Source organism: Guptibacillus hwajinpoensis (assembly GCF_020524165.1).
Classification (GTDB): Bacteria; Bacillota; Bacilli; order Bacillales; family Guptibacillaceae; genus Guptibacillus; species Guptibacillus hwajinpoensis_D.
On record NZ_JAIVKU010000004.1, the window covers coordinates 1,006,919 to 1,028,704 of the forward strand.

Here is a 21,786-nt window from a genome sequence, read left to right on the forward strand (position 1 = left end):
ATCCTCCTGTATGTATTATAGGATGTATTGGCTGAGGTCACGGTTCTTCGCAATAGAAGCTAACTTTTCCTCAACATACTCTGGTGTAATTGTAATGCTCTCTAGATTAATGTCCGGTGCTTCGAATGAAAGGTCTTCTAAAAGCTTTTCTAAAATTGTATGAAGTCTTCGCGCACCAATATTATCCGTGTCCTGATTCACTTCGGTAGCAATTGTAGCAATTTTAAGAATAGCATCGTCAGAAAATTCAACTTTAATACCTTCTGTTTCTAATAAAGCTGTATATTGCTTCACAAGTGCGTTATCAGGCTCTGTTAAAATTCGCTTAAAATCATCTACCGTTAAACTAGATAGCTCGACGCGAATTGGGAAACGACCCTGTAGCTCAGGAATAAGATCAGACGGTTTTGACATATGGAAAGCTCCTGCAGCCATGAATAAAATGTGATCTGTCTTTACTGGTCCATATTTTGTTGTGACTGTTGAGCCTTCTACTATCGGCAAGATGTCTCTTTGAACACCTTCTCTCGATACGTCGGCTGATTGTTGACTTTTCCCAGCTACCTTATCGATTTCATCAATGAAGATGATACCCGATTGTTCCGTCTTTGAAACAGCATCCTGGGCGACTTCGTCCATATCAACAAGTTTCGCTGCTTCATCCTGTGTTAACACTTTACGCGCTTCTGACACTGGAAGTTTTCGTTTTTTCTTCTTTTTAGGCATGATATTCCCGAGCATATCCTGCATATTCATACCCATTTGCTCCATACCAGCACCTTGGAACATATCCATCATGGAATTATTCTGTTCTTCTACTTCTACAGTAATCATGCGATCTTCTAGTTCACCAAGCGCAAGCTGTTGAGCTATTTGCTTTCGTCTAGATGCGATCGATTGATCCTCACTAGCAGACTGGTTGGCTGATTCCTCTTGTCCTTGATTACCAAATAACATTTCAAGCGGGTTTTTATATTGTGTTTGCTTTTTACTAGATGGAACGAGCAATTCCACAATGCGTTTGTTCGCGTTTTCCTCCGCTTTGCCCTTCACCTGTTCCATTCGATCTTCTTTGACAAGTCGGATCGATGTTTCAACGAGATCACGAACCATTGATTCTACATCTCGACCAACATACCCTACTTCAGTAAATTTTGTTGCTTCTACTTTAATAAACGGAGCATTGACAAGGCGAGCAAGTCGTCGTGCAATTTCTGTCTTCCCTACTCCTGTAGGTCCGATCATTAAAATGTTTTTTGGATTGACTTCATCCTTCAATTTGTCACTCAAAAGGCCTCGGCGGTATCGATTTCGTAACGCCACGGCAACTGCCTTCTTTGCGTCATTCTGACCAACAATATACTGATCAAGCTTTTCAACAATTTGTCTCGGTGTTAATGGATTAGACATACGATCTCCTCCAAAGATACATTTTATATACTAAATGGTTTCTACGATTATTTGATCATTTGTGTACACGCAAATTTCAGATGCAATTTCCATGGATGCCCGCGCAATTTCTTCTGCTGTCTTGTTATCGCTATAGCGTTTGAGTGCTCTCCCTGCTGAAAGAGCATAGTTTGATCCTGAACCAATTGAAAGAATGCCATCATCAGGTTCGATCACTTCACCAGTACCTGAGATAAGCAGTAGCTCATCTTTATTCATAACAATTAGCATCGCTTCAAGCTTTCTTAGCACGCGGTCACTGCGCCATTCTTTTGCAAGCTCTACAGCGGCACGTTGAAGATTGCCACCAAATTCTTCAAGCTTGCTTTCGAATTTCTCAAATAGCGTGAAGGCATCTGCAACGGATCCCGCAAATCCCGCAACGACCTTACCATGAAAAAGTCTTCTTACTTTCTTCGCTGTATGCTTCATGACTACAGCATTACCGAATGTTACCTGGCCATCACCGGCCATTGCACACTCGCCATTATGCTGTACGGCAAATATCGTCGTTGAATGAAAGTCTCCCATAAGTTCCTCCTCCCGAGCCCTTAAGCTCTTGGGTGATGGTTCATGTATATATTTCGCAATCGATCTCCCGTCACGTGGGTATAGATCTGAGTGGTTGATAAATCAGAATGTCCTAATAGCTCCTGTACAGAACGTAAGTCTGCCCCTTCATTCAGCAAATGTGTTGCGAAGGTGTGCCTCATTACATGGGGACTAATATGTACATGCAATGAAGCATCTTTTACAATCTTATCTAAAATTGTACGAACGCCTCTTGCTGTAACACGACTACCTCTAAAATTTAAAAACAGGGCTTTAGTTGGCTCTTTGCCTGACGAAAGCAACTGTTCTCGTCCATCTTGTATATACTCTTTCACTGCATCTATAGCGAAACTACCAATTGGTACATATCTTTCCTTACGTCCTTTACCAATTACAAAAATCGTACCAATCGCAAAATCAATGTCTTCTAAATTAAGTGAAACACACTCACTTACTCGTATGCCACACCCGTATAACACTTCGAGCAGCGCTCTGTCTCTTTGACCAAGAGGCTTTGTTCGATCAGGTGTGTCAAACAACACGTTAAGTTCTTTCTCATATAGAAATTGCGGCAGGCGCTTTTCTTGCTTTGGTAAGGAACTCATTGTAAAGGGATTAATCTCAACAATGTTCTCTCGTAAAAGGAAGCGATATAAGCTTCGTAACGTTGAAATTTTTCTTGCTGCTGTTTTTCTAGCGTAACCATGCTCATGAAGCTCAGTTAAATAAATTCTAACATCTGCATAAGAAACAGCAGCAAAGACATCGATAGTCTGCTGCTTCAAAAAAGACCCGAAATGTTCAATATCCTGTAAGTAACCTGAGATCGTATGTGGTGAACAATTCTTTTCAATCTGTAGATACTCAGAAAATGATTGAATATGAGCTTGTTGATTGTCATTCATCGTCATCACCTCAAAAGGCTTCTAAATCGTAACACAATTTAGAAGCCTTAGCAATAGAAATTTACAATCTTTTTACAAAATTCTGAATTGTTTCTAAGGCTCGATTCGCGATTGTTTCATTGCGTTCTTTCTTGCTTTTGATTCGCGTTTCAAGCGGCGGAAACAAACCAAAGTTGGCATTCATCGGTTGGAAATTATCTGGGTTAGCCGTCGTAATATAATTCGCCAGACTACCAAGTGCTGTTTCTTCTGGAAATACGACTGGCTCTTCACCATTCATCAGACGAGCAGCATTAAACCCTGCAATGAGGCCCGACGCTGCCGATTCAACATAACCTTCAACACCTGTCATTTGACCTGCAAAAAAGAGATTCTCGCGATCTTTGTACTGATAGGTTGGTTTTAATAGATTCGGCGAATTAATAAATGTGTTGCGGTGCATGACACCATAACGCACGATATCAGCATTCTCAAGACCTGGAATTAAGCGAATGACTTCTTTTTGCGGTCCCCATTTAAGATGGGTTTGGAAACCGACAATATTGTAAAGTGTACCCGAAGCATTATCCTGTCTCAGTTGCACGACTGCATAAGGACGTTTTCCTGTACGAGGATCTTCTAAACCAACAGGCTTGAGCGGACCAAACGTCATCGTTTTCTGTCCACGTTGAGCCATCACTTCAATCGGCATACAGCCCTCAAAGAAAATTTCCTTTTCAAATTCTTTTAGTGGTACCGTTTCAGCGGATATAAGCGCTTCATAGAACGTGTTAAACTCTTCCTCCGTCATTGGACAGTTTAAGTACGCGGCTTCTCCCTTATCGTAACGGGACTTCTTATACACTTTATCCATATCGATGCTTTCCGTTTCAATGATCGGAGCAGCTGCATCATAGAAGTATAAGTACTCTTCCCCACTAAGCGCCTTCAATTGATCAGATAAATCTTTCGACGTGAGTGGACCCGTTGCAATAATTGTTGGGCCATCTGGAATTTTGGTACATTCCTCTGAAAATACCGTTACGTTCGGATGGTTTTTAACATTCTCCGTTACTTTCGCAGCGAATTCATGACGGTCCACAGCAAGTGCACCACCAGCAGGAACCGCACATTCGTCAGCAGATTTAATGATCACAGAGTCCATCTTCCGCATTTCTTCCTTTAACACTCCGACTGCGTTTGTTAACGTATTCGCTCTTAACGAATTACTACAAACAAGTTCTGCAAATTTATCAGTATGGTGAGCAGGCGTTTGCTTTTTGGGACGCATCTCATAAAGGTGAACATCCACTCCTTGTTTTGCAAGCTGCCACGCTGCTTCACTTCCAGCAAGTCCGGCACCAATAACCGTCACGTGTTTACTCATTGCTAAAACCCCTTACTAATTTTCTTCTTCGACGAAATCACAGTTCACACACTTGATTTCTTTCTTTTTCTTCGTTTTCTTCTCAACAAGTAAGTCACCGCATTTAGGACATGGCCGTTTAATCGGTTTATCCCATGATAAGAAATCACATTCAGGGAAACGATCACAACCATAAAAGAGTCGGTTTTTCTTACTTTTACGTTCTACGACATTACCTTCTTTACACTTTGGACAAGTAACGCCAACTTCTTTTAAGATCGGTTTTGTATTTCGACAATCCGGAAAGTTTGAGCAAGCCATGAACTTTCCATAGCGGCCCATCTTGATGACCATTGGAGAACCACACTTCTCACAATCTTCTCCAGCAGGTTCATCTTTGATTTCAACTTCCTTCATTTCTTCTTCTGCTACTTTCAACCGCTTCTCGAAGTTTTGGTAAAATTCATTGATGACAGAAATCCATTCTGCCTCGCCATCCTCAATTTTGTCAAGATCATTTTCTAAACCGGCCGTAAATTCAATGTTAATGATATCCTGGAAAAACTCCAAAATCAGTTCTAACACAATTTCGCCGAGCTCAGTAGGAACAAATTTCTTATCTTCTAATGCAACGTACCCCCTCCGCTGAATTGTATCAAGCGTCGGTGCATAAGTAGACGGCCTCCCAATCCCGAGTTCTTCCATCGTTTTAACAAGACGCGCTTCCGAATACCGCGGCGGTGGCTGTGTGAAGTGCTGGGTTGGATCAATTTCTGAAGTCGAAACGGTCATTCCTTCTTCAAGATCAGGAAGCATCTTATCTTCTTCCTTTTTATTGTCGTCATTGCCTTCCACATACACTTTCATGAACCCTTTAAATTTCACTTTAGAGCCTGTGGCACGGAAGATTGTCCCATTGTTTTCTAAGTCGACACTCATTGTATCCATGATCGCTGGCGCCATCTGACTCGCTACAAAACGCTCCCAGATGAGCTTGTATAAACGTAGCTGATCGCGTTTTAAGTATGCCTTCATTTCAGATGGATCACGCATAACTGAAGTTGGTCGAACAGCTTCGTGTGCATCTTGTGATTTACCCGATTGTTTCTTAGCAGGCTTTTTAGCTGATAAGTAGGTGTCGCCATATTTGCCTTGGATGTATTCCTTCGCTTCATCCTTCGCTGTTTCAGAGATGCGAGTAGAATCCGTTCTCATGTAAGTAATTAAACCGACTGTGCCCTGTTTCCCGATCGCAATCCCTTCATAGAGCTGCTGAGCGAGCATCATCGTTTTCTTCGCGCGGAAATTAAGTTTTCTCGCCGCTTCCTGCTGAAGAGAAGATGTGGTAAACGGTAGGGCAGGATTACGTTTACGTTCCTTCTTTTGAACAGACTGGATATTAAACTGATCGCCTTCAATGCGTTTTAGAACATTATCGACATCTTCTCGTGATTGCAGATCCGCTTTCTTTCCATCTACTCCGTAGAAACCAGCCTCGAATTGTTCCCCATCTTTTTCAAAAGACGCTTTAATTTTCCAATACTCTTCTGCTTCAAAATTTTGAATTTCTTTTTCTCTTTCAATAATAAGGCGAACTGCAACGGATTGAACTCGTCCAGCACTTAAACCTTTTTTAACTTTTTTCCATAATAATGGACTAATGTTATACCCAACTAAACGGTCTAAGACACGTCTTGCTTGCTGAGCATCGACAAGATCCATGTTAATTGGTCTTGGTTGCTTGAACGCATCCTTTACCGCATCTTTTGTAATTTCATTAAAAACAACCCTGCACTCTGTTTGCTCATCGATTTTTAAACTGTGAGCAAGATGCCATGCAATCGCTTCCCCTTCGCGATCGGGGTCAGCTGCGAGATAGACTTTTTTCGCTTTTTTTGCAGCATCTTTGATTTCTTTTAGGACAGGGCCTTTCCCGCGTATTGTTATATATTTAGGAGCATAGTTGTTTTCCACATCAACGCCCATCTGGCTTCTAGGAAGGTCAATGACGTGACCTAATGAGGCTTTCACCTGATATTTCTTTCCTAAATATTTTTCAATTGTTTTTGCTTTAGCGGGAGATTCAACAATTACTAGATAATCTGCCACAATACGTTTCCTCCCCCCATTGAGGTAAATTTTAAAATCTTCCTTATTATTCAATAGTCAAAACTCGTTTGTCAAATAGTGCTAGTATCCGTTTCATGAAAATTGGACAGTTCATTCAGGATATCTTTTGCTTCAAGAACCAGTTTGGCCCCTTGCTGAATAAGGCGATTCGTCCCTTCAGCATAAGGCTCTGCTATGTTTCCAGGCAAGCAAAAAACTTCACGACCTTGCTCCATCGCTTGGTCTGCTGTAATCAGCGAACCACTGCGCTTTTGTGCTTCAATAATAAAAGTTCCTGGAGATAACCCACTAATAATGCGGTTCCGCTCAGGAAACTGATGTTTTTCAGGGCGCCGATTAGGTGGATATTCCGATAGTAAGAGACCATCTCTCGCTATGGTAGAAGCAAGCAACTCATTTTCTTTCGGATAAATTGACCTAAACCCACCGCCGAGAACTGCGATTGTTCCCGCACCGTGCTCTAACGCGAGCTGATGCGCAAGAGTATCAATTCCAAGGGCCAACCCGCTAACGATTGTCCATCCACTTGATAAGAGTGGTGTGAGGATCTGCTTCATCACGTTGCACGCATTAGGTGAATGATTTCGTGAACCAACCACGCTTAACATTTGATTTTGATGAAGGAGGTTCGTATTCCCAATGCAATAAATCACCCATGGTGCATCATAAATATGCGACAGTTGTTCAGGATATGCCTCATCAAATCTTGTTAAAACGCGAATATCGCCCGCTTTAAAATGAGATAATCTCCACGGGTGATTATAATGTAGGTCTTCATATAAATAACCAGCTTGCTCGTTTGATAAACCAAATTGCCTTAACTGAGTAGCAGACATATCATATATGCTTTGAAGCGTTGGGTCAAATATGAGAAAGGATTGCATCACTTTCCAGGTGCAACCCTGGCACTGATGCAACTGAATCAACCTGCTTCTAAATGTTCTCAATCACAGTTCTCTCCTATCAGGAATAAAATTTTCGCGCCCCGCTATGTATAAGAGAAATAGCTCCCAATACGGGAGCTATTTTGATTAAGCCTTATGTGTTGTGCACTTCTCTAGTAAGCCTTTATCTTCTAAAACCGAAATGAGCGTTTCGCCCATTACTGCAGGAGTGGGAGCGACTTTAATGCCACACGACTCCATTGTTTTGATTTTTTCATCAGCCGTACCTTTTCCACCAGAAATAATCGCACCGGCATGACCCATACGTTTTCCTGGAGGTGCCGTTTGACCTCCGATAAAGCCAACAACAGGCTTCGTCATGTTTGCTTTTACCCATTCAGCTGCTTCTTCTTCAGCAGTACCGCCGATTTCACCAATCATGATTACCGCATACGTATCGTCATCTTCGTTAAATGCTTTTAAGACATCGATAAAGTTCGTACCATTGACCGGGTCACCACCAATACCAACGGCTGTTGATTGGCCAATTCCTGATTCTGAAAGCTGATGAACAGCTTCATACGTTAACGTACCAGAACGAGAAACAACGCCTACATGACCTTTTTTGTGAATGTAGCCCGGCATAATACCAATTTTACATTCTTCAGGAGTGATCACGCCTGGACAGTTTGGGCCAACAAGACGTGTTTTCTTTCCTTCCATATAACGCTTTACTTTCACCATATCGATGACTGGAATTCCTTCCGTAATACAAATGGCAAGGTCCATTTCAGCGTCAACAGCTTCCATAATAGCATCGGCTGCAAAAGCAGGCGGAACATAGATGACAGAAGCATTAGCGCCTGTTTTTTGAACGGCTTGTTCCACTGTATCAAATACAGGAACGCCTTCTACTTCAGTCCCGCCTTTACCTGGCGTTACACCACCAACAATTTTCGTACCATACTCAAGCATTTGCTGTGTATGAAATAAACCAACAGATCCTGTAATCCCTTGAACGATGACTTTTGTATCTTGATTAATGTATACGCTCATTCCTAGTCCCGCCTTTCTACTTAACTAATGAAACGATTTTTTCCGCGCCGTCAGCCATTGACTCAGCAGCGGTAATATTTAATCCTGAATCTTTCAGGATTTGCTTTCCTAGATCAACATTTGTTCCTTCAAGACGCACAACAAGCGGAATTTCAAGGCCAACTTGTTTCGTAGCTTCTACGACACCTTCAGCGATGACATCACACTTCATGATTCCACCGAAAATGTTTACATAAATGCCTTTAACGTTTTTGTCGGAAAGAATAATTTTAAATGCTTCTGTTACCTTCTCAGCCGTTGCGCCGCCCCCAACGTCAAGGAAGTTAGCGGGATCGCCGCCGTAGTGCTTGATAATATCCATCGTTGCCATCGCAAGGCCTGCTCCGTTAACCATACAGCCGATATTGCCATCAAGTGCGATGTAGCTTAACTCATATTTTGACGCTTCGATTTCTTTTGCATCTTCTTCGTCAAGATCACGAAGTTCAAGAATATCTTTATGACGATAAAGTGCATTTGGATCAAAGTTTAGTTTGGCATCAAGCGCCATGACGTTACCATCACCCGTTGTAACTAGCGGGTTGATTTCCGCAATAGAGGCATCTTTTTCAACAAAAACCTTATACAATCCAAGCATGAATTTCACTGCTTTGTTCACTTGCTCTTTCGGAATATTAATATTAAATGCTAGTCTTCTAGCTTGATAACCTTGAAGGCCAACGGCAGGATCAATCACTTCTTTGAAAATCTTTTCAGGACTGTGTTCAGCCACTTCTTCAATTTCAGTTCCGCCTTCTTCAGATGCCATCATAACGACGCGTGACGTCACGCGATCAAGTACTAGGCCAACGTAATATTCCTGCTTAATATCGCAACCTTCTTCGATAAGTAAGCGCTTTACTTCCTTACCTTCTGGTCCTGTTTGATGAGTGACAAGTGTTTTTCCGAGGATTTCCTCAGCATATGTACGAACTTCCTCAAGGTTCTTAGCGATTTTTACCCCGCCAGCTTTTCCTCGACCACCTGCATGGATTTGTGCTTTTACAACGTAAACACTGCTGTCTAATTGTTTTGCAACGTCCACAGCTTCTTTCGCGGAGTATGCGACTTGTCCATTAGGGACGGATACCCCGTAGCTTCTTAGGACTTCTTTTCCTTGATATTCATGGATATTCATTCTCTCATCCTCCTATCCTAGTCAATCAAATCTTTGACGACGTTTTCATTGTATAGAAAATTCACACCGATTGTCTACCCTTTTGCATAAAGTCTCTTTTCTTTTCTTGCAAAAATTGTTCCAATTTATCCATTAAAACGAAATTTTCTCCGTCGTTTCGTTATTTCAACACGTCTAGAAATGCATAAAAGAAGAGGGCTATCTGCCCTCTTCTTGCTCGTTTCTACCCGCTTTTTTTGGCGTGCTCTCTTGTTCTCTCTTCTTATGATCCGTAATTGTTAACTCCCTAGCAGCTGCTGGTGTGTAGACTCCAAATTCTTCTCCAGCTTCTTCATAAAAAGAATCATTTTTTTCTTGTCTTCCTGGATCTTTCACAAATAATAACTCCTTCACAATAGAATTAGGTTTAGTATCAACCTTTTCTATTGATTCATACGTTTAAACGATCTCTTACAGGCGCAAATGACTTCCTGTGCGTATTGGTGATACCAAATTCATCAAGAGCACTAAGATGCTCTTTTGTTCCATAACCGACATGCCGTTCGAATCCATATTCTGGATAAGTTTCCGCTAACTTTATCATCATACGGTCCCGTGTTACTTTTGCAACGATGGAGGCGGCTGCGATACTGACACTTCGTCCATCTCCTTTAATGAGCGACTCTTGCTCAATCGGAAGCGGAATATGCATCGCATCTACGAGTAAAAAGTCCGCTTGGACATGTAAATCCTCAACGGCTTGTTTCATCGCTTTCTTGGTCGCCTGGTAAATATTCAATTCATCAATTTCAGCTGCACTAACGACCCCAACACCAATCGTTATCGCATTTTTTTGTATTTTTTCAAAAAGGTCATTGAGCTTCGCATGGGATAGTTTTTTTGAATCCTGAAGACCAAGAATCGGAACCTCGGGATCTAATATGACCGCTGAAGCAACAACAGGGCCTGCTAGAGGGCCTCTTCCTACTTCATCGACTCCTGCTATCGCCAGGCGACCTTTCTCTCTGTAATGAGCCTCTAGGACACTCATGTTTTCATGCATTTTAAGTAATTTTATTTTTTTCTGCTTTTTTTTGTCTTCTTTAGCAAGTAAGCGTACGACTCCTTTTCGGGTATCTTGCTTCCATTCTTCCCAATCCTCGTTCGTATAGTGCTTTTCCTCTAACATACGTTCAATTTCTTTAATCGACTTTGACTGACCGCTCATCGTATCCCTCTTTTCCTTTCTTCACTTAAAAAAGGTAAGGCTCATGGCCTTACCTTTCTGGCGTTTCTAACGATACATCGCCCAATTTACCACTTCTCAGTTCACGTAGAACGGTTTCAGCTGTTTTATCATAGTCAATCCAGCCCCCGCTCATTAAAAAGCCTCGCTTCTTGCCGATGTCATCAAACAGCTCGACAACATCTTCTGGAATGTGATCGAGATGATAACGATCCATTAGTCTGGTAGGATAGTGCTCGCTCATAAACTTAAGTACAAATACTGAAATATCTTGAAAATCAAGAATCTCATCTTTAATTGCACCCGTCGCAGCAAGCTTGTACCCTGTCATCTGATCTTCAAACTTTGGCCAGAGTATCCCTGGCGTATCGAGAAGATCCATCTCATCTCCTACCTTGATCCACTGCTGTTTTTTCGTAATACCAGGACGGTCACCTGTTTTGGCGATTTTCTTACCTGCTAAACGGTTAATCAACGTGGATTTTCCAACGTTTGGAATTCCTAAGATTAAGGCGCGAACCGCACGCGGTTTCATGCCTTTTTCGATCATGCGATCGATTTTATCACTCATAAGCTCTCTTGCAGCAGCTGGGATGTTTTTCACGCCTTTACCCGTTTGTGAATCAATCGCTAATGCTTTATGACCCTGTGATTGAAAATAATGCTTCCATTCCGTTGTTTTTTGATCATCTGCCATGTCTGCCTTATTGAGCAGGATCAACCTTGGTTTTGATGATACAATCTCATCAATCATCGGATTTCTTGAAGCGAGCGGGATGCGAGCATCCACTAGTTCAATTACAACATCAATCATTTTTAGCTTCTCTGTAATCTCCCGTCGTGCTTTTGCCATGTGTCCGGGAAACCATTGAATTGTCATGCCATCTCCACCTATTCTCAAATCATGCGGGCTAAATACCCACTATTCCATTACTTGTATATCGTTTAACGGCCAGAAAATGACGTTTGCTTCTCCTACCACTTTCTCTACAGGAACGAAGCCAATGGATCGACTGTCTTTACTATGCTGTCGATTATCACCCATCACAAACAAATGTCCCTCGGGAACGGTTGCTTCACCTGTAACGCCGGTTAAATCAAAATCGTAGGTCAGGTTTCCTTCTAACAAATCTTCTTTATAAGGTTCTAGATAAGGTTCCTTTATCGCTTCCCCGTTCACATAAAGCATATCATCTTTGTACTCCACTTTATCTCCCGGCAGACCAATCACGCGCTTAATGTAATCTTTCCCTTCCGGGGCTTCAAATACAACGATATCGAAACGTTCTGCATCACCAATGTTATAACTAATTTTGTTCACGATCATCCTGTCACGGTCCTGCAACGTCGGCATCATGCTTTCTCCATCAACCACAATAGGAGCAAAGATAAAATAGCGAACGGCTCCTGCTAGAATAAAAGCAATAATGAGCGCACGTATCCATTCCCAGGAATCTTTTTTCTCTGCTGATCTGGTGCTTTTCATGATTGTTCCTCCTAATGAAAGGGTCTTTTTTTTACCTATTTCTTTCCCCTCATGCCTTTCCCACAAACCTTTGGAATTCGCTTTATTTTATCACAGAGTGACGTTTTTTTATATGCCGATTTTTCCAATAGAAAAAAGGAGCCTGGCAATGCAAGCTCCTTCTCCGTGTCTTACTTTATCGAATTTCTTTAATACGAGCGGCTTTACCACGAAGTGCACGCAAGTAGTATAGCTTAGCACGGCGAACTTTACCGCGACGAGCAACTTCAAGCTTAGCAACTTTCGGTGAATGTACTGGGAATGTACGCTCAACACCTACTCCGTAAGAAATCTTACGAACTGTAAATGTTTCGCTGATTCCGCCACCACGTCGTTTAATCACAACACCTTCGAATAACTGAATACGCTCACGAGTACCTTCGACAACTTTAACGTGAACTTTTACAGTATCTCCTGGTCGGAAATTCGGAAGATCCGACTTAAGTTGGTCTTTTGTGATATCCTGGATTAACTTGTGCATCAAGTAACCCTCCTTCCACACAGATGCTCTTATAAATCATCTTGCATTACAGCGGAACATCGTAATACGTGACTAATGCCACAACTGTTATCATAGCATAGCACTTTTTAGATTACAAGAATGAATTCACTCTTTTTCATTCTTTATGTCACTGAGTAACTTCTGTTCTTCTTTTGTTAAGTTTCTCTCGTTTAAAAGATCTGATCTTCGATTCAAGGTGCGTCGTAAAGACTCTTTAAGACGCCATTTTCGTATCGCTTCATGATTACCAGACATAAGCACATCAGGCACACTCATCCCTTCGTATTCTGCAGGACGAGTATAATGAGGATGTTCTAGTAACCCACTGCTGAATGAATCCATTGGAGCTGACGTATCATTTCCAAGAACGCCGGGAAGAAGCCTCGTTACGCTATCAATGACAACCATACTACCGAGTTCGCCACCAGTTAACACAAAATCCCCGATTGAGATTTCATCCGTGACAAGGTTTTCTCGAATCCGCTCATCGTACCCTTCATAATGACCACAAATAAAAATAAGGTGCTCTTCTTTCGCCAATTCCTCCGCCTTTTTCTGAGTAAACCTTTCTCCTTGAGGACACATCAGAATCACGCGCGGACGTTTACCTTCTGAAAGATTAGCGACCGCATCAAAAACGGGCTGTGGGGTTAAAACCATCCCTGCTCCACCGCCATAAGGGTAATCATCGACGCTTTTGTGTTTATTTGTACTGTAATCCCGGAAGTTGGTGACATGATATGACACCGCACCATTTTCCTGCGCGCGTTTTAAAATCGAATGATTAAACACACCTGTAAACATTTCTGGAAACAGCGAAAGCACATCAATCTTCATGCTAATCACGAAGCCCTTCCATTAAATGAACGGTAACTTTTCCTTCCGCTAAATCAACTTGTTTCACAACTTGTTCGATATAAGGCAACAAGAGATCTTTACCGCCTCCAGCACTTTGAACCACCCAGACATCGTTTGCGCCAGGTGATAGAATTTCTTTGATTTTCCCGAGAAATTCTCCTTCATCCGTATAAACCTCAAGGCCAATAATATCCCGGTAATAAAATTCTTCTTCGGCAAGCTGGCCGCCTTGATCTTCTTTTACCTTTAGGATGCCTTCTTTCATCTGAACAACGTCGTTGATATTATGATAGCCCTCAAATGTAAGAAGATCGAATTGCTTATGCTTACGGTGAGAGGCAACCGTTAATAGAATCGGTTCATCATTCTTAAATAAGTATAACTTGCTACCCACAGCATAACGTTCCTCAGGGAAATCCGTTCTTGAAATGACCCTTACTTCACCTCGCACGCCATGAGTGTTTACGATTTTACCTACATTTAGCCATTCTGTCATATCGTGATATCCTTTCCTGTGTCGTCAGGAACAATGCTTTGCACGATCCCGTCTTTAATCACTATTTTACCCTTTCGCTCGCGGGCATACCACTGGTCCCCTATTTGAACATCTTGAATGGATTCGATCTCGCCATCGTGGATTTCAGATCCTATTGATAACTGATCAAGCTGATCCACTTTAAAATCAAGAAAAGACATCCGCTCCGTTCTTGAATGGATTTCTTTGCCAAACTGCTCGGCAATCCATTCATGGTCAGATGGACGTTTTTTTTGCAAACGTTTCATTTCAAATTGAAGATGCTCACTTTCTTGTTGAAGCGTGGAACGTTCTTTTTGCCATTTATTATAATAGGAAGCCCTGCTTTGCTCTGTTAAGATTTGTTTCACGTCATACGTTACAATGATTTTCATCGCACTGCCCTCCGTATGTAGTCTCATTAGTGATCTCTAGCAAAAGTGACAAATAAAAAAGAGGAGTATAAGCTCCCCTAAAGTATCTCCAACTGCACTCGCTTGCTTGTTTGAACGGCAGCAGCATTCATCACCGTACGGATTGATCTAGCAACTTTCCCCTGCTTTCCAATCACTTTACCTGTATCATCTGCATGAACATAAAGTTTGTAGATGTCCAGGTTGGTTGTTGCTTCTTTTTCAACTCGAACTTCGTCAGGATGATCGACAAGAGCTTTTACAATTGTTTCAACTAGGGCTTCCATATTGTTTCCCACCTTTTGCAATATGATGGACCAAGATACACCAAAGGAGGCTTTCAAAAAAGCCTCCTCTAAGGTGTCACATTACTTTGTGTTTTTTGCGTTGTGAAGCTTCTCCATAAGTCCTGCAGTGGAGAATAGGTTACGTACTGTATCAGAAGGCTTAGCGCCTTTAAGCATCCAATCAAGAGCTTTCTCTTCGTTGATTTTCACTTCAACTGGATTAGCAACCGGATTGTAAGTTCCGATTTCCTCGATGAAGCGTCCGTCACGTGGTGCACGTGAATCAGCAACAACTACGCGGTAGTAAGGAGCTCTTTTAGCACCCATACGCTTTAAACGAATTTTAACTGCCATGTCTTTCACCTCCAAAAAATGTTCACATAAATAAATATAATATCATAAATTTATACTCTTGTAAAGAGAAAATTTACTTCATTTTTATTGCATGAATGGGAAATTCATGCCCTTACCTTTTTTCTTACCGCCTTTAGACATGTTGGTCATCTGCTTCATCATCTTCTTCATCTCATCAAATTGCTTCAAGAGACGATTGACATCTTGAACAGACGTACCACTTCCGGCGGCAATTCGCTTTTTACGACTCGCATTGATAAGATCCGGCTCTTCTTTTTCACGTGTTGTCATTGACTGAATAATGGCTTCCACTCGGCCAATTTGTTTTTCATCAACACTTACATTTTTCATGGCTTTTTTATTCATACCAGGAATCATGTCCATCAATTCATCAAGCGGTCCCATGCTTCGAACCTGACCAAGCTGATCAAGGAAATCATCGAACGTAAAGCTCATCGTTCGCATCTTCTTCTCAAGCTCTTTTGCTTTGTCTTCATCAACGGAAGTTTGGGCTTTTTCAATAAGCGTTAGCACGTCACCCATACCGAGAATACGCGAAGCCATTCTCTCAGGATGGAACGGTTCTAGTGCATCAAGTTTTTCACCCATACCCGCGAACTTGATCGGTTTATCTGTTACAGACTTAATTGACAGTGCAGCCCCACCGCGCGTGTCACCATCAAGCTTTGTTAAAACCACTCCTGTTATATCAAGTGCTTCATTAAAGCTTTCAGCGACATTTACAGCATCCTGTCCTGTCATGGAATCAACCACAAGGAAGATCTCATCAGGCGTAACAGCTTCTTTGACATCTTTTAATTCCTGCATCAGATTTTCATCTATATGCAGTCGACCAGCCGTGTCAATGATGACATAGTCGAGATGTTCTTCTTTTGCTTTTTCAATTGCTTTAGTAGCAATCTCAACCGGACTCACCTGATCACCCATCGAGAAAACCGGCATACTTAGCTGTTTACCGAGTGTTTCAAGCTGGTTAATGGCTGCAGGACGGTAAATATCCGCCGCTACTAACAGTGGTTTACGGTTATGATTTTTACGTAAATGGTTTGCAAGCTTACCGACAGTTGTCGTTTTACCCGCACCCTGTAGACCGGCCATCATAATAACAGTCGGTGGGCGACTAGAAACAGCAATCTTACTCTGTTCTCCACCCATAAGCGCTGTCAGCTCTTCATTAACGACTTTAATGACCTGCTGCCCTGGGGTCAGGCTTTTCATAACTTCCTGTCCGACGGCGCGCTCTTTGACCTTGTTGATAAACTGTTTTACGACTTTAAAGTTAACGTCCGCTTCAAGCAAGGCTAACCTTACTTCACGCATCATTTCTTTTACGTCTGCTTCCGTCACTTTCCCTTTACCGCGAATCTTCTGCAGGGTGTCTTGCAGTCGGTCGGCTAACCCTTCAAATGCCATGTTCGCCGCCTCCTAATCCAGTTTTTCAAGAGATGTAATCAACGGCAGCGCCTTAGAGTCTTCATTCTCACTCATAACCGCTTCCCTGAGCTTTTCTAGTAGCTCCTGCCTTTTGATGTATCGCTCGAATAGCAACAGTTTTGCTTCATATTCTTCTATCATTTGTTCTGTTCGCTTAATGTTATCATAGACAGCCTGACGGCTAACTTGAAATTCTTCTGCGATTTCACCAAGTGAATAATCATCAAGGTAATACAATGCCATATAATTACGCTGTTTCGGTGTTAAAAGCGACTGATAAAAGTCGAATAACGAGTTAATTCTCATCGTTTTCTCTAGCATTGTTAACAGCCCCTTGTTAAGGTAATCACCTTTACGTTAATTATATTACTATGCGTCATTTTATTTGTCAAGATTTTTTCTTAACACAATTAATTAAGGATTTTATTCCTCGTTTTCTTCCACTTCCTCTTCCTCTTCCTCAATAATAGAAGAGAACAATCCGTATACAAATGTGTCTGGATCAAACTCTTGCAGATCGTCCATCTGCTCACCCAGCCCTACGAGTTTAACAGGGATATCAAGTTCATGTCGAATGGCCAGCACAATGCCCCCTTTTGCAGTTCCATCTAATTTCGTAAGAGCAATGCCAGATACGTCAGTTGATTGACCAAACTGCTTTGCCTGACTCATCGCATTTTGCCCCGTAGTCGCATCCAAAACAAGAATAACTTCGTGTGGTCCCGACGGCACTTCACGCTGAATCACACGCTTTACTTTTTCAAGTTCATTCATTAGGTTCACTTTATTTTGCAGGCGCCCTGCGGTATCACAAAGTAAAATATCTGCTCCGCGAGACTTGGCTGATTGTACAGCATCAAACACAACTGCCGCTGGGTCTGAGCCTGCTTGGTGCTTAATCACATCGACACCAGCTCGTTGCCCCCATACATCGAGCTGCTCAATGGCCCCCGCACGGAACGTATCTCCAGCTGCTAGGACAACTTTCTTTCCTTCTTGTTTAAACTTATGAGCAAGCTTACCGATTGTTGTTGTCTTTCCAACCCCATTAACCCCTACAAATAAGAAAACCGTAAGTCCTTCTTCTTGGATATTAAGCGAACCATCTTCGTCAGATTTATGAAGAAGCTCTGCTAACTTTTCTGAAATGACGCTCTGAAGTTCTTTCGTATCTTTAATATTTCGCGTTCTTGCTTCATCTTTTAAGACGTCAATCAGGTCCATTACTGTTGCTACTCCAACGTCAGCACTAATAAGAAGCTCCTCAAGCTCTTCGAAGAACTCTTCATCTACTTTGCGATAGTTTTTAACGAGGTTATTCATTTTTGTTGAGAAAGACGTTCTCGTTTTCTCAAGACCGTCTTTAAATTTTCCTGTTACTTCATCAGTTTGTGTCGTGAACTTATCTTTTAACTTTTTAAAAAAACTCACTTTGCATCCCCCTACTTGTTATTGCGATATTAGTTGCTTCGATTCTTCAAGTCTGACAGAAACGAGTCGCGATACACCTGACTCCTGCATCGTTACACCGTAAAGAACATCAGATTCTTCCATTGTACCTTTTCTGTGCGTAATGACAATAAACTGCGTTTTTTCACTAAACTGCTTTAGATATTTCGCAAAACGTCCTACATTCGCATCATCTAATGCCGCTTCCACTTCATCAAGTACACAGAAAGGTACGGGACGAACTTTTAAGATCGAAAATAGAAGAGCAATGGCAGTAAAGGCTCTCTCTCCCCCTGAAAGTAGAGCGAGATGTTGCAGTTTTTTCCCCGGTGGCTGCGCCAGGATATCGACCCCTGTTGATAAAAGATTTTCTGGATCTGTTAGCACAAGATCCGCCTTCCCTCCTCCAAACAGCTCTCTAAAGACAATCTGGAACTGAGCACGTATTTTGGTGAACGTCTCTTCGAATCTTTTTTTCATTTCCTGATCCATTTCTTCAATAACCGCATAAAGCGTTTCTTTTGCCTGAAGAAGATCCGCTTGCTGTTCACTAAGGAACGTATAGCGTTCGTTTACCCGGTCGTATTCATCAATTGCTCCAAGGTTCACCGTGCCAAGCTCATCAATTTCTAATTTAATAAGCTTTAGCTTTCGCCTTGCATCTTCGGGTTCGAGGGAAAGAACATGTTTTTCCTTGGCCGCTTCATATGTTAACTCATATTCCTCACTTAAAATCGCCAATCTGTTCTCAAGTTCAACATCCAAACGATTAATGCTAACTTCAACAGCCTGCATCAATCCTGAGAGTTGCTTGTCCTCTGCAATAAGAGAATCCAACTTCTTACTAACCGTTTCAATCTCTTGTTGCAAAGAAAGCTTTACTTCCCGCTCATTTTGAAGCGTCTGAAGCAAGTTATCTTTCTCACCTCGAAACGAAACAATGTTTTGGTCCAGTTTCTCTTCTCCGTTAGAATTAGAAGACATGGCTTCCGATAAAAGGGTGAATTCTTCTGTTGTTTCAGTGAGCTGCGTATTCGTCTCACGTTGTTCTGTTGTTAAACGATCAAGCGTTTCTTTTTGATTTTGGAATGATTGCTGGTGCTCAGCCACTTTTACTTTTAGCTCAGTAATCTCGGTTTGAATTGTTTCACGAGATGTTTGCTGAGTTTGTTTTTTTGCAGTCAAGTTATCAATTTTACTTTCTAGTGTTGCTGCTTGTTTCGTAATCGTATCGAGTCGTTCTGTAAGATAAACATGACGCTTACGGTGCGTTTCAATTTCCTCTTCAATCGCTTTTTTCTCACGATCATATAGCTGAAGACGTTCATTTGAATTACGTTCGTCTCCTTCAATCGCTCGTAAGTCCCCTAAGAGAGACTGCTCTTCAAGTCTGAGGTTTTCACCACGTTCACGCATCTCATCTAGCTGTTCTTCTAGATGAGCTAAAGCGACTTTATCTTTCTTAATCTCTTGCTCAACACCAAGCGTCTTTTTCTGCATGTCTTCAAGTTTTTTAATCAGAATTTCAAGATCACGCTGGCGGCTAAGAAGGGAAGAAGATTTCTGCTTCACACTTCCTCCACTCATGGAACCGCCCGGATTCACAACGTCTCCTTCTAGTGTAACGATCCGTGTACGGTACTGCATGATTTTCGCAAGTTCATTCGCACCTTTTAACTCTTTGGCAACAAGAACAGAGCCCAATAAATTCTCCATTACAGACTGATACTTCGAATCATAAGTGATGAGGTCAGAAGCAACGCCTACGAATGCCTCGTTTTGTTTCACGCGCTCCAAATCATAGCTGGATATTTTTCGTGACTTCACGACCGACAATGGAAGGAATGTAGCTCTTCCAGAACGATTTTTTTTCAAAAATGTGATCGCCTGTCTACCCGCCGCCTCATCGCGAACGACAACATTTTGCATGGCGCCGCCGAGTGCCGTTTCAAGAGCCGTTTCGACTTCCTTTGGCACCGTGATTAACTCGGCAACCGCTCCTTCAATACCAGATAGATCGTCGCGGGCTTTCAGCACTTCTTTAACGCCCTGGAAGAACCCAGCATAATCATCCTGCATTTCTTCTAACATTTCTTTTTTTGATTTGTATTGTTGAATATATTGATACGCTTGATAGAGTTTGGATTCTTTCTCGCCTAGCGCCTTCTTTTTCTCTTCTACATCATGCTTACTTTTGTAAAAGTGCGACACGTGAGCTTCGAGCTCCTGCTTTGACTGAGCTAACTTAGCTGAGCGTTCTGCTTTCTTTTCGTCAACGGCGCTTCGTTCTTCAATATATTTATGATTATCTCCATCGAGGCGCTCTTTACGCTGATTGAGTATTGACAGTTGATCTTGTAGATAGCGATTTTCATTTCGGATGGACGCCTGCTCGTTAAGCAGTTCAAAGTAATCCGATTTCATTCGATCAAGCTCTTGTTCAATGTCCTGTTCAATATCAGATAGAAGTTCCGTTTCTTTCTTTAAACTGGCCTTTAATTCTCCTAATTCTTTCTTTTGCTGATCAAAACGGCTGCGATGGTACGCTATTTCCTTTTCATAATATCGTTTTTTCTCTTGTAAGAACGTCATTCGCTCCTGAAGGTTGGATCGGTTTTGGTGCGCATTTTTTTTCCGTTCTTTTAGAACTTCTTTTTTTCCTTCAAGTTTCTCAAGCTCTTCACTCGTATCAAGAAGCTGTTGCTGATAGGATTCTAAGTTATGCTCAGATTGGTCAAGCTTTTGTCTTGCGCTTGCTAACGCGTCCTTCTTTTCAGTGATTGCGTCATTTAGCGTACGTTCCTTCGATTTTAAAGACTCAAGCTCTTCCTTCTTTAGCTTCCACGCTTGATGATACTCTTCAATTTCATATACGGTGAGGGCTGCTTCAATCTTCTCGAGATCTTCGCGTTTTTGCAAATAATCCTTTGCGATCGATGCCTGCATACGAAGTGGCTCTACTTGATCTTCTAATTCATATAAAATATCCTCAACCCGGTGCAAGTTATCTTCTGTTTCCTTTAACCGCGTTTCTGCCTTTGTTTTCCGAGTTTTGTATTTTAAAACCCCTGCCGCTTCTTCAAATATTTTACGACGTTCTTCCGATTTGCTACTTAATATCTCTTCAATTCTTCCCTGACCAATAATAGAGAAGGATTCCTTACCAAGACCTGAGTCCATAAACAATTCAATAATATCTTTTAGCCGACACGTTTGGTTATTTAAAAGATATTCACTATCTCCAGAGCGATAAACTCGTCTCGTGACACTGACTTCATTATAATCAATCGGTAAATATTGATTCGTATTATCAAGCGTGAGCGTTACTTCCGCTAAATTCACCGCTTTTCTCGTATCGCTACCTGCGAAAATGATATCTTCCATTTTAGCGCCTCTTAGTGATCTGGCAGACTGTTCACCAAGCACCCACCTGATTGCGTCATTAATATTACTTTTGCCGCTTCCGTTTGGACCGACAACTGATGTTACTCCTGGAACAAACTCAACTGAAATACGATCGGCAAATGATTTAAAGCCGACTACATCTAATCGTTTGAGGAACATCATCTTTCCCCCTCATCTGTTTCATCTATGTATGCAAGTAAAGTACTTTTCATTTCTCTAACTGTCTTATTTTATCATAAAACAATGACCTCTACGATACTGAGCAAAGACATGTTACAATAAGGAAAACCTTCTAGCCCGA

The 21,786-nt window shown here is 41.8% G+C and carries 22 protein-coding genes; all 22 read right to left on the reverse strand.

Features of this window, described 5'->3' with window-relative positions; translation table 11 throughout:
• Positions 1–15: 15 nt before the first annotated feature.
• A complete protein-coding gene (gene hslU / locus LC090_RS12245) occupies positions 16–1,410 on the reverse strand; it encodes an ATP-dependent protease ATPase subunit HslU (protein ID WP_226658304.1) in 1,395 nt (464 codons plus the stop codon).
• Between the two features lie 30 nt (positions 1,411–1,440).
• Positions 1,441–1,980, reverse strand: coding sequence for an ATP-dependent protease subunit HslV (gene hslV, locus LC090_RS12250; RefSeq protein WP_098443372.1), 540 nt, complete (start codon positions 1,978–1,980; stop codon positions 1,441–1,443).
• Positions 1,981–2,000: 20 nt separating this feature from the next.
• A complete protein-coding gene (gene xerC / locus LC090_RS12255; RefSeq protein WP_226658305.1) occupies positions 2,001–2,906 on the reverse strand; it encodes a tyrosine recombinase XerC in 906 nt (301 codons plus the stop codon).
• A 61-nt stretch (positions 2,907–2,967) separates the two neighbouring features.
• Positions 2,968–4,272, reverse strand: coding sequence for an FADH(2)-oxidizing methylenetetrahydrofolate--tRNA-(uracil(54)-C(5))-methyltransferase TrmFO (trmFO, locus tag LC090_RS12260; RefSeq protein ID WP_224600130.1), 1,305 nt, complete (start codon positions 4,270–4,272; stop codon positions 2,968–2,970).
• A gap of 15 nt (positions 4,273–4,287) precedes the next feature.
• A complete protein-coding gene (topA, locus tag LC090_RS12265; RefSeq protein ID WP_226658306.1) occupies positions 4,288–6,360 on the reverse strand; it encodes a type I DNA topoisomerase in 2,073 nt (690 codons plus the stop codon).
• A 71-nt stretch (positions 6,361–6,431) separates the two neighbouring features.
• On the reverse strand, positions 6,432–7,328 hold the full coding sequence (dprA, locus tag LC090_RS12270) for a DNA-processing protein DprA (protein WP_226658307.1): 897 nt from the start codon (positions 7,326–7,328) through the stop codon (positions 6,432–6,434).
• Between the two features lie 84 nt (positions 7,329–7,412).
• Positions 7,413–8,321, reverse strand: coding sequence for a succinate--CoA ligase subunit alpha (sucD, locus tag LC090_RS12275; RefSeq protein WP_098443367.1), 909 nt, complete (start codon positions 8,319–8,321; stop codon positions 7,413–7,415).
• A gap of 16 nt (positions 8,322–8,337) precedes the next feature.
• Entirely contained in the window at positions 8,338–9,498 is a 1,161-nt protein-coding gene (gene sucC, locus LC090_RS12280) for an ADP-forming succinate--CoA ligase subunit beta (RefSeq protein ID WP_226658308.1), read from the reverse strand.
• 198 nt (positions 9,499–9,696) lie between these two features.
• Complete coding sequence (locus LC090_RS12285; protein ID WP_226658309.1) at positions 9,697–9,873, reverse strand: hypothetical protein; 177 nt, start codon at positions 9,871–9,873, stop codon at positions 9,697–9,699.
• A 55-nt stretch (positions 9,874–9,928) separates the two neighbouring features.
• A complete protein-coding gene (locus LC090_RS12290) occupies positions 9,929–10,705 on the reverse strand; it encodes a ribonuclease HII (RefSeq protein ID WP_226658310.1) in 777 nt (258 codons plus the stop codon).
• A gap of 49 nt (positions 10,706–10,754) precedes the next feature.
• The gene (gene ylqF / locus LC090_RS12295; RefSeq protein ID WP_226658311.1) at positions 10,755–11,603 is read right to left on the reverse strand and encodes a ribosome biogenesis GTPase YlqF; all 849 of its coding nucleotides are present in this window, start codon (positions 11,601–11,603) and stop codon (positions 10,755–10,757) included.
• 42 nt (positions 11,604–11,645) lie between these two features.
• Positions 11,646–12,209 (reverse strand): signal peptidase I, encoded by a 564-nt coding sequence (lepB, locus tag LC090_RS12300; protein ID WP_224600135.1) that lies wholly within the window; start codon positions 12,207–12,209, stop codon positions 11,646–11,648.
• 175 nt (positions 12,210–12,384) lie between these two features.
• Positions 12,385–12,729 carry a 50S ribosomal protein L19 gene (gene rplS, locus LC090_RS12305; RefSeq protein ID WP_098443362.1) on the reverse strand — a complete coding sequence of 115 codons (345 nt, stop codon included), beginning with the start codon at positions 12,727–12,729 and terminating at the stop codon, positions 12,385–12,387.
• Between the two features lie 126 nt (positions 12,730–12,855).
• Positions 12,856–13,587, reverse strand: coding sequence for a tRNA (guanosine(37)-N1)-methyltransferase TrmD (gene trmD, locus LC090_RS12310; protein ID WP_226658462.1), 732 nt, complete (start codon positions 13,585–13,587; stop codon positions 12,856–12,858).
• Position 13,588: 1 nt separating this feature from the next.
• Entirely contained in the window at positions 13,589–14,104 is a 516-nt protein-coding gene (gene rimM / locus LC090_RS12315) for a ribosome maturation factor RimM (protein WP_226658312.1), read from the reverse strand.
• Positions 14,101–14,517, reverse strand: coding sequence for a YlqD family protein (locus LC090_RS12320; RefSeq protein WP_226658313.1), 417 nt, complete (start codon positions 14,515–14,517; stop codon positions 14,101–14,103). The genes rimM and LC090_RS12320 overlap by 4 nt, the downstream gene beginning before the upstream one ends.
• 77 nt (positions 14,518–14,594) lie before the next feature.
• Entirely contained in the window at positions 14,595–14,822 is a 228-nt protein-coding gene (locus LC090_RS12325; RefSeq protein ID WP_226658314.1) for a KH domain-containing protein, read from the reverse strand.
• 81 nt (positions 14,823–14,903) lie between these two features.
• Positions 14,904–15,176, reverse strand: coding sequence for a 30S ribosomal protein S16 (rpsP, locus tag LC090_RS12330; RefSeq protein ID WP_098443358.1), 273 nt, complete (start codon positions 15,174–15,176; stop codon positions 14,904–14,906).
• A gap of 84 nt (positions 15,177–15,260) precedes the next feature.
• Entirely contained in the window at positions 15,261–16,610 is a 1,350-nt protein-coding gene (gene ffh, locus LC090_RS12335; protein ID WP_226658315.1) for a signal recognition particle protein, read from the reverse strand.
• A gap of 12 nt (positions 16,611–16,622) precedes the next feature.
• The gene (locus LC090_RS12340; protein ID WP_226658316.1) at positions 16,623–16,952 is read right to left on the reverse strand and encodes a putative DNA-binding protein; all 330 of its coding nucleotides are present in this window, start codon (positions 16,950–16,952) and stop codon (positions 16,623–16,625) included.
• A 102-nt stretch (positions 16,953–17,054) separates the two neighbouring features.
• Positions 17,055–18,062, reverse strand: coding sequence for a signal recognition particle-docking protein FtsY (gene ftsY, locus LC090_RS12345; protein ID WP_226658317.1), 1,008 nt, complete (start codon positions 18,060–18,062; stop codon positions 17,055–17,057).
• An 18-nt stretch (positions 18,063–18,080) separates the two neighbouring features.
• The gene (gene smc / locus LC090_RS12350; protein ID WP_226658463.1) at positions 18,081–21,644 is read right to left on the reverse strand and encodes a chromosome segregation protein SMC; all 3,564 of its coding nucleotides are present in this window, start codon (positions 21,642–21,644) and stop codon (positions 18,081–18,083) included.
• Between the last annotated feature and the right edge of the window lie 142 nt (positions 21,645–21,786).

Excerpts from the sequence above, each read along its gene's own strand:
- hslU (WP_226658304.1), bottom strand. The coding sequence starts at position 1,410 with ATGTCTAATCCATTAACACCGAGACAAATTGTTGAAAAGCTTGATCAG.
- hslV (WP_098443372.1), bottom strand. The coding sequence starts at position 1,980 with ATGGGAGACTTTCATTCAACGACGATATTTGCCGTACAGCATAATGGC.
- xerC (WP_226658305.1), bottom strand. The coding sequence starts at position 2,906 with ATGAATGACAATCAACAAGCTCATATTCAATCATTTTCTGAGTATCTA.
- trmFO (WP_224600130.1), bottom strand. The coding sequence starts at position 4,272 with ATGAGTAAACACGTGACGGTTATTGGTGCCGGACTTGCTGGAAGTGAA.
- sucD (WP_098443367.1), bottom strand. The coding sequence starts at position 8,321 with ATGAGCGTATACATTAATCAAGATACAAAAGTCATCGTTCAAGGGATT.
- sucC (WP_226658308.1), bottom strand. The coding sequence starts at position 9,498 with ATGAATATCCATGAATATCAAGGAAAAGAAGTCCTAAGAAGCTACGGG.
- LC090_RS12290 (WP_226658310.1), bottom strand. The coding sequence starts at position 10,705 with ATGAGCGGTCAGTCAAAGTCGATTAAAGAAATTGAACGTATGTTAGAG.
- ylqF (WP_226658311.1), bottom strand. The coding sequence starts at position 11,603 with ATGACAATTCAATGGTTTCCCGGACACATGGCAAAAGCACGACGGGAG.
- lepB (WP_224600135.1), bottom strand. The coding sequence starts at position 12,209 with ATGAAAAGCACCAGATCAGCAGAGAAAAAAGATTCCTGGGAATGGATA.
- rplS (WP_098443362.1), bottom strand. The coding sequence starts at position 12,729 with ATGCACAAGTTAATCCAGGATATCACAAAAGACCAACTTAAGTCGGAT.
- trmD (WP_226658462.1), bottom strand. The coding sequence starts at position 13,587 with ATGAAGATTGATGTGCTTTCGCTGTTTCCAGAAATGTTTACAGGTGTG.
- rimM (WP_226658312.1), bottom strand. The coding sequence starts at position 14,104 with ATGACAGAATGGCTAAATGTAGGTAAAATCGTAAACACTCATGGCGTG.
- LC090_RS12320 (WP_226658313.1), bottom strand. The coding sequence starts at position 14,517 with ATGAAAATCATTGTAACGTATGACGTGAAACAAATCTTAACAGAGCAA.
- LC090_RS12325 (WP_226658314.1), bottom strand. The coding sequence starts at position 14,822 with ATGGAAGCCCTAGTTGAAACAATTGTAAAAGCTCTTGTCGATCATCCT.
- rpsP (WP_098443358.1), bottom strand. The coding sequence starts at position 15,176 with ATGGCAGTTAAAATTCGTTTAAAGCGTATGGGTGCTAAAAGAGCTCCT.
- ffh (WP_226658315.1), bottom strand. The coding sequence starts at position 16,610 with ATGGCATTTGAAGGGTTAGCCGACCGACTGCAAGACACCCTGCAGAAG.
- LC090_RS12340 (WP_226658316.1), bottom strand. The coding sequence starts at position 16,952 with ATGCTAGAGAAAACGATGAGAATTAACTCGTTATTCGACTTTTATCAG.
- smc (WP_226658463.1), bottom strand. The coding sequence starts at position 21,644 with ATGTTCCTCAAACGATTAGATGTAGTCGGCTTTAAATCATTTGCCGAT.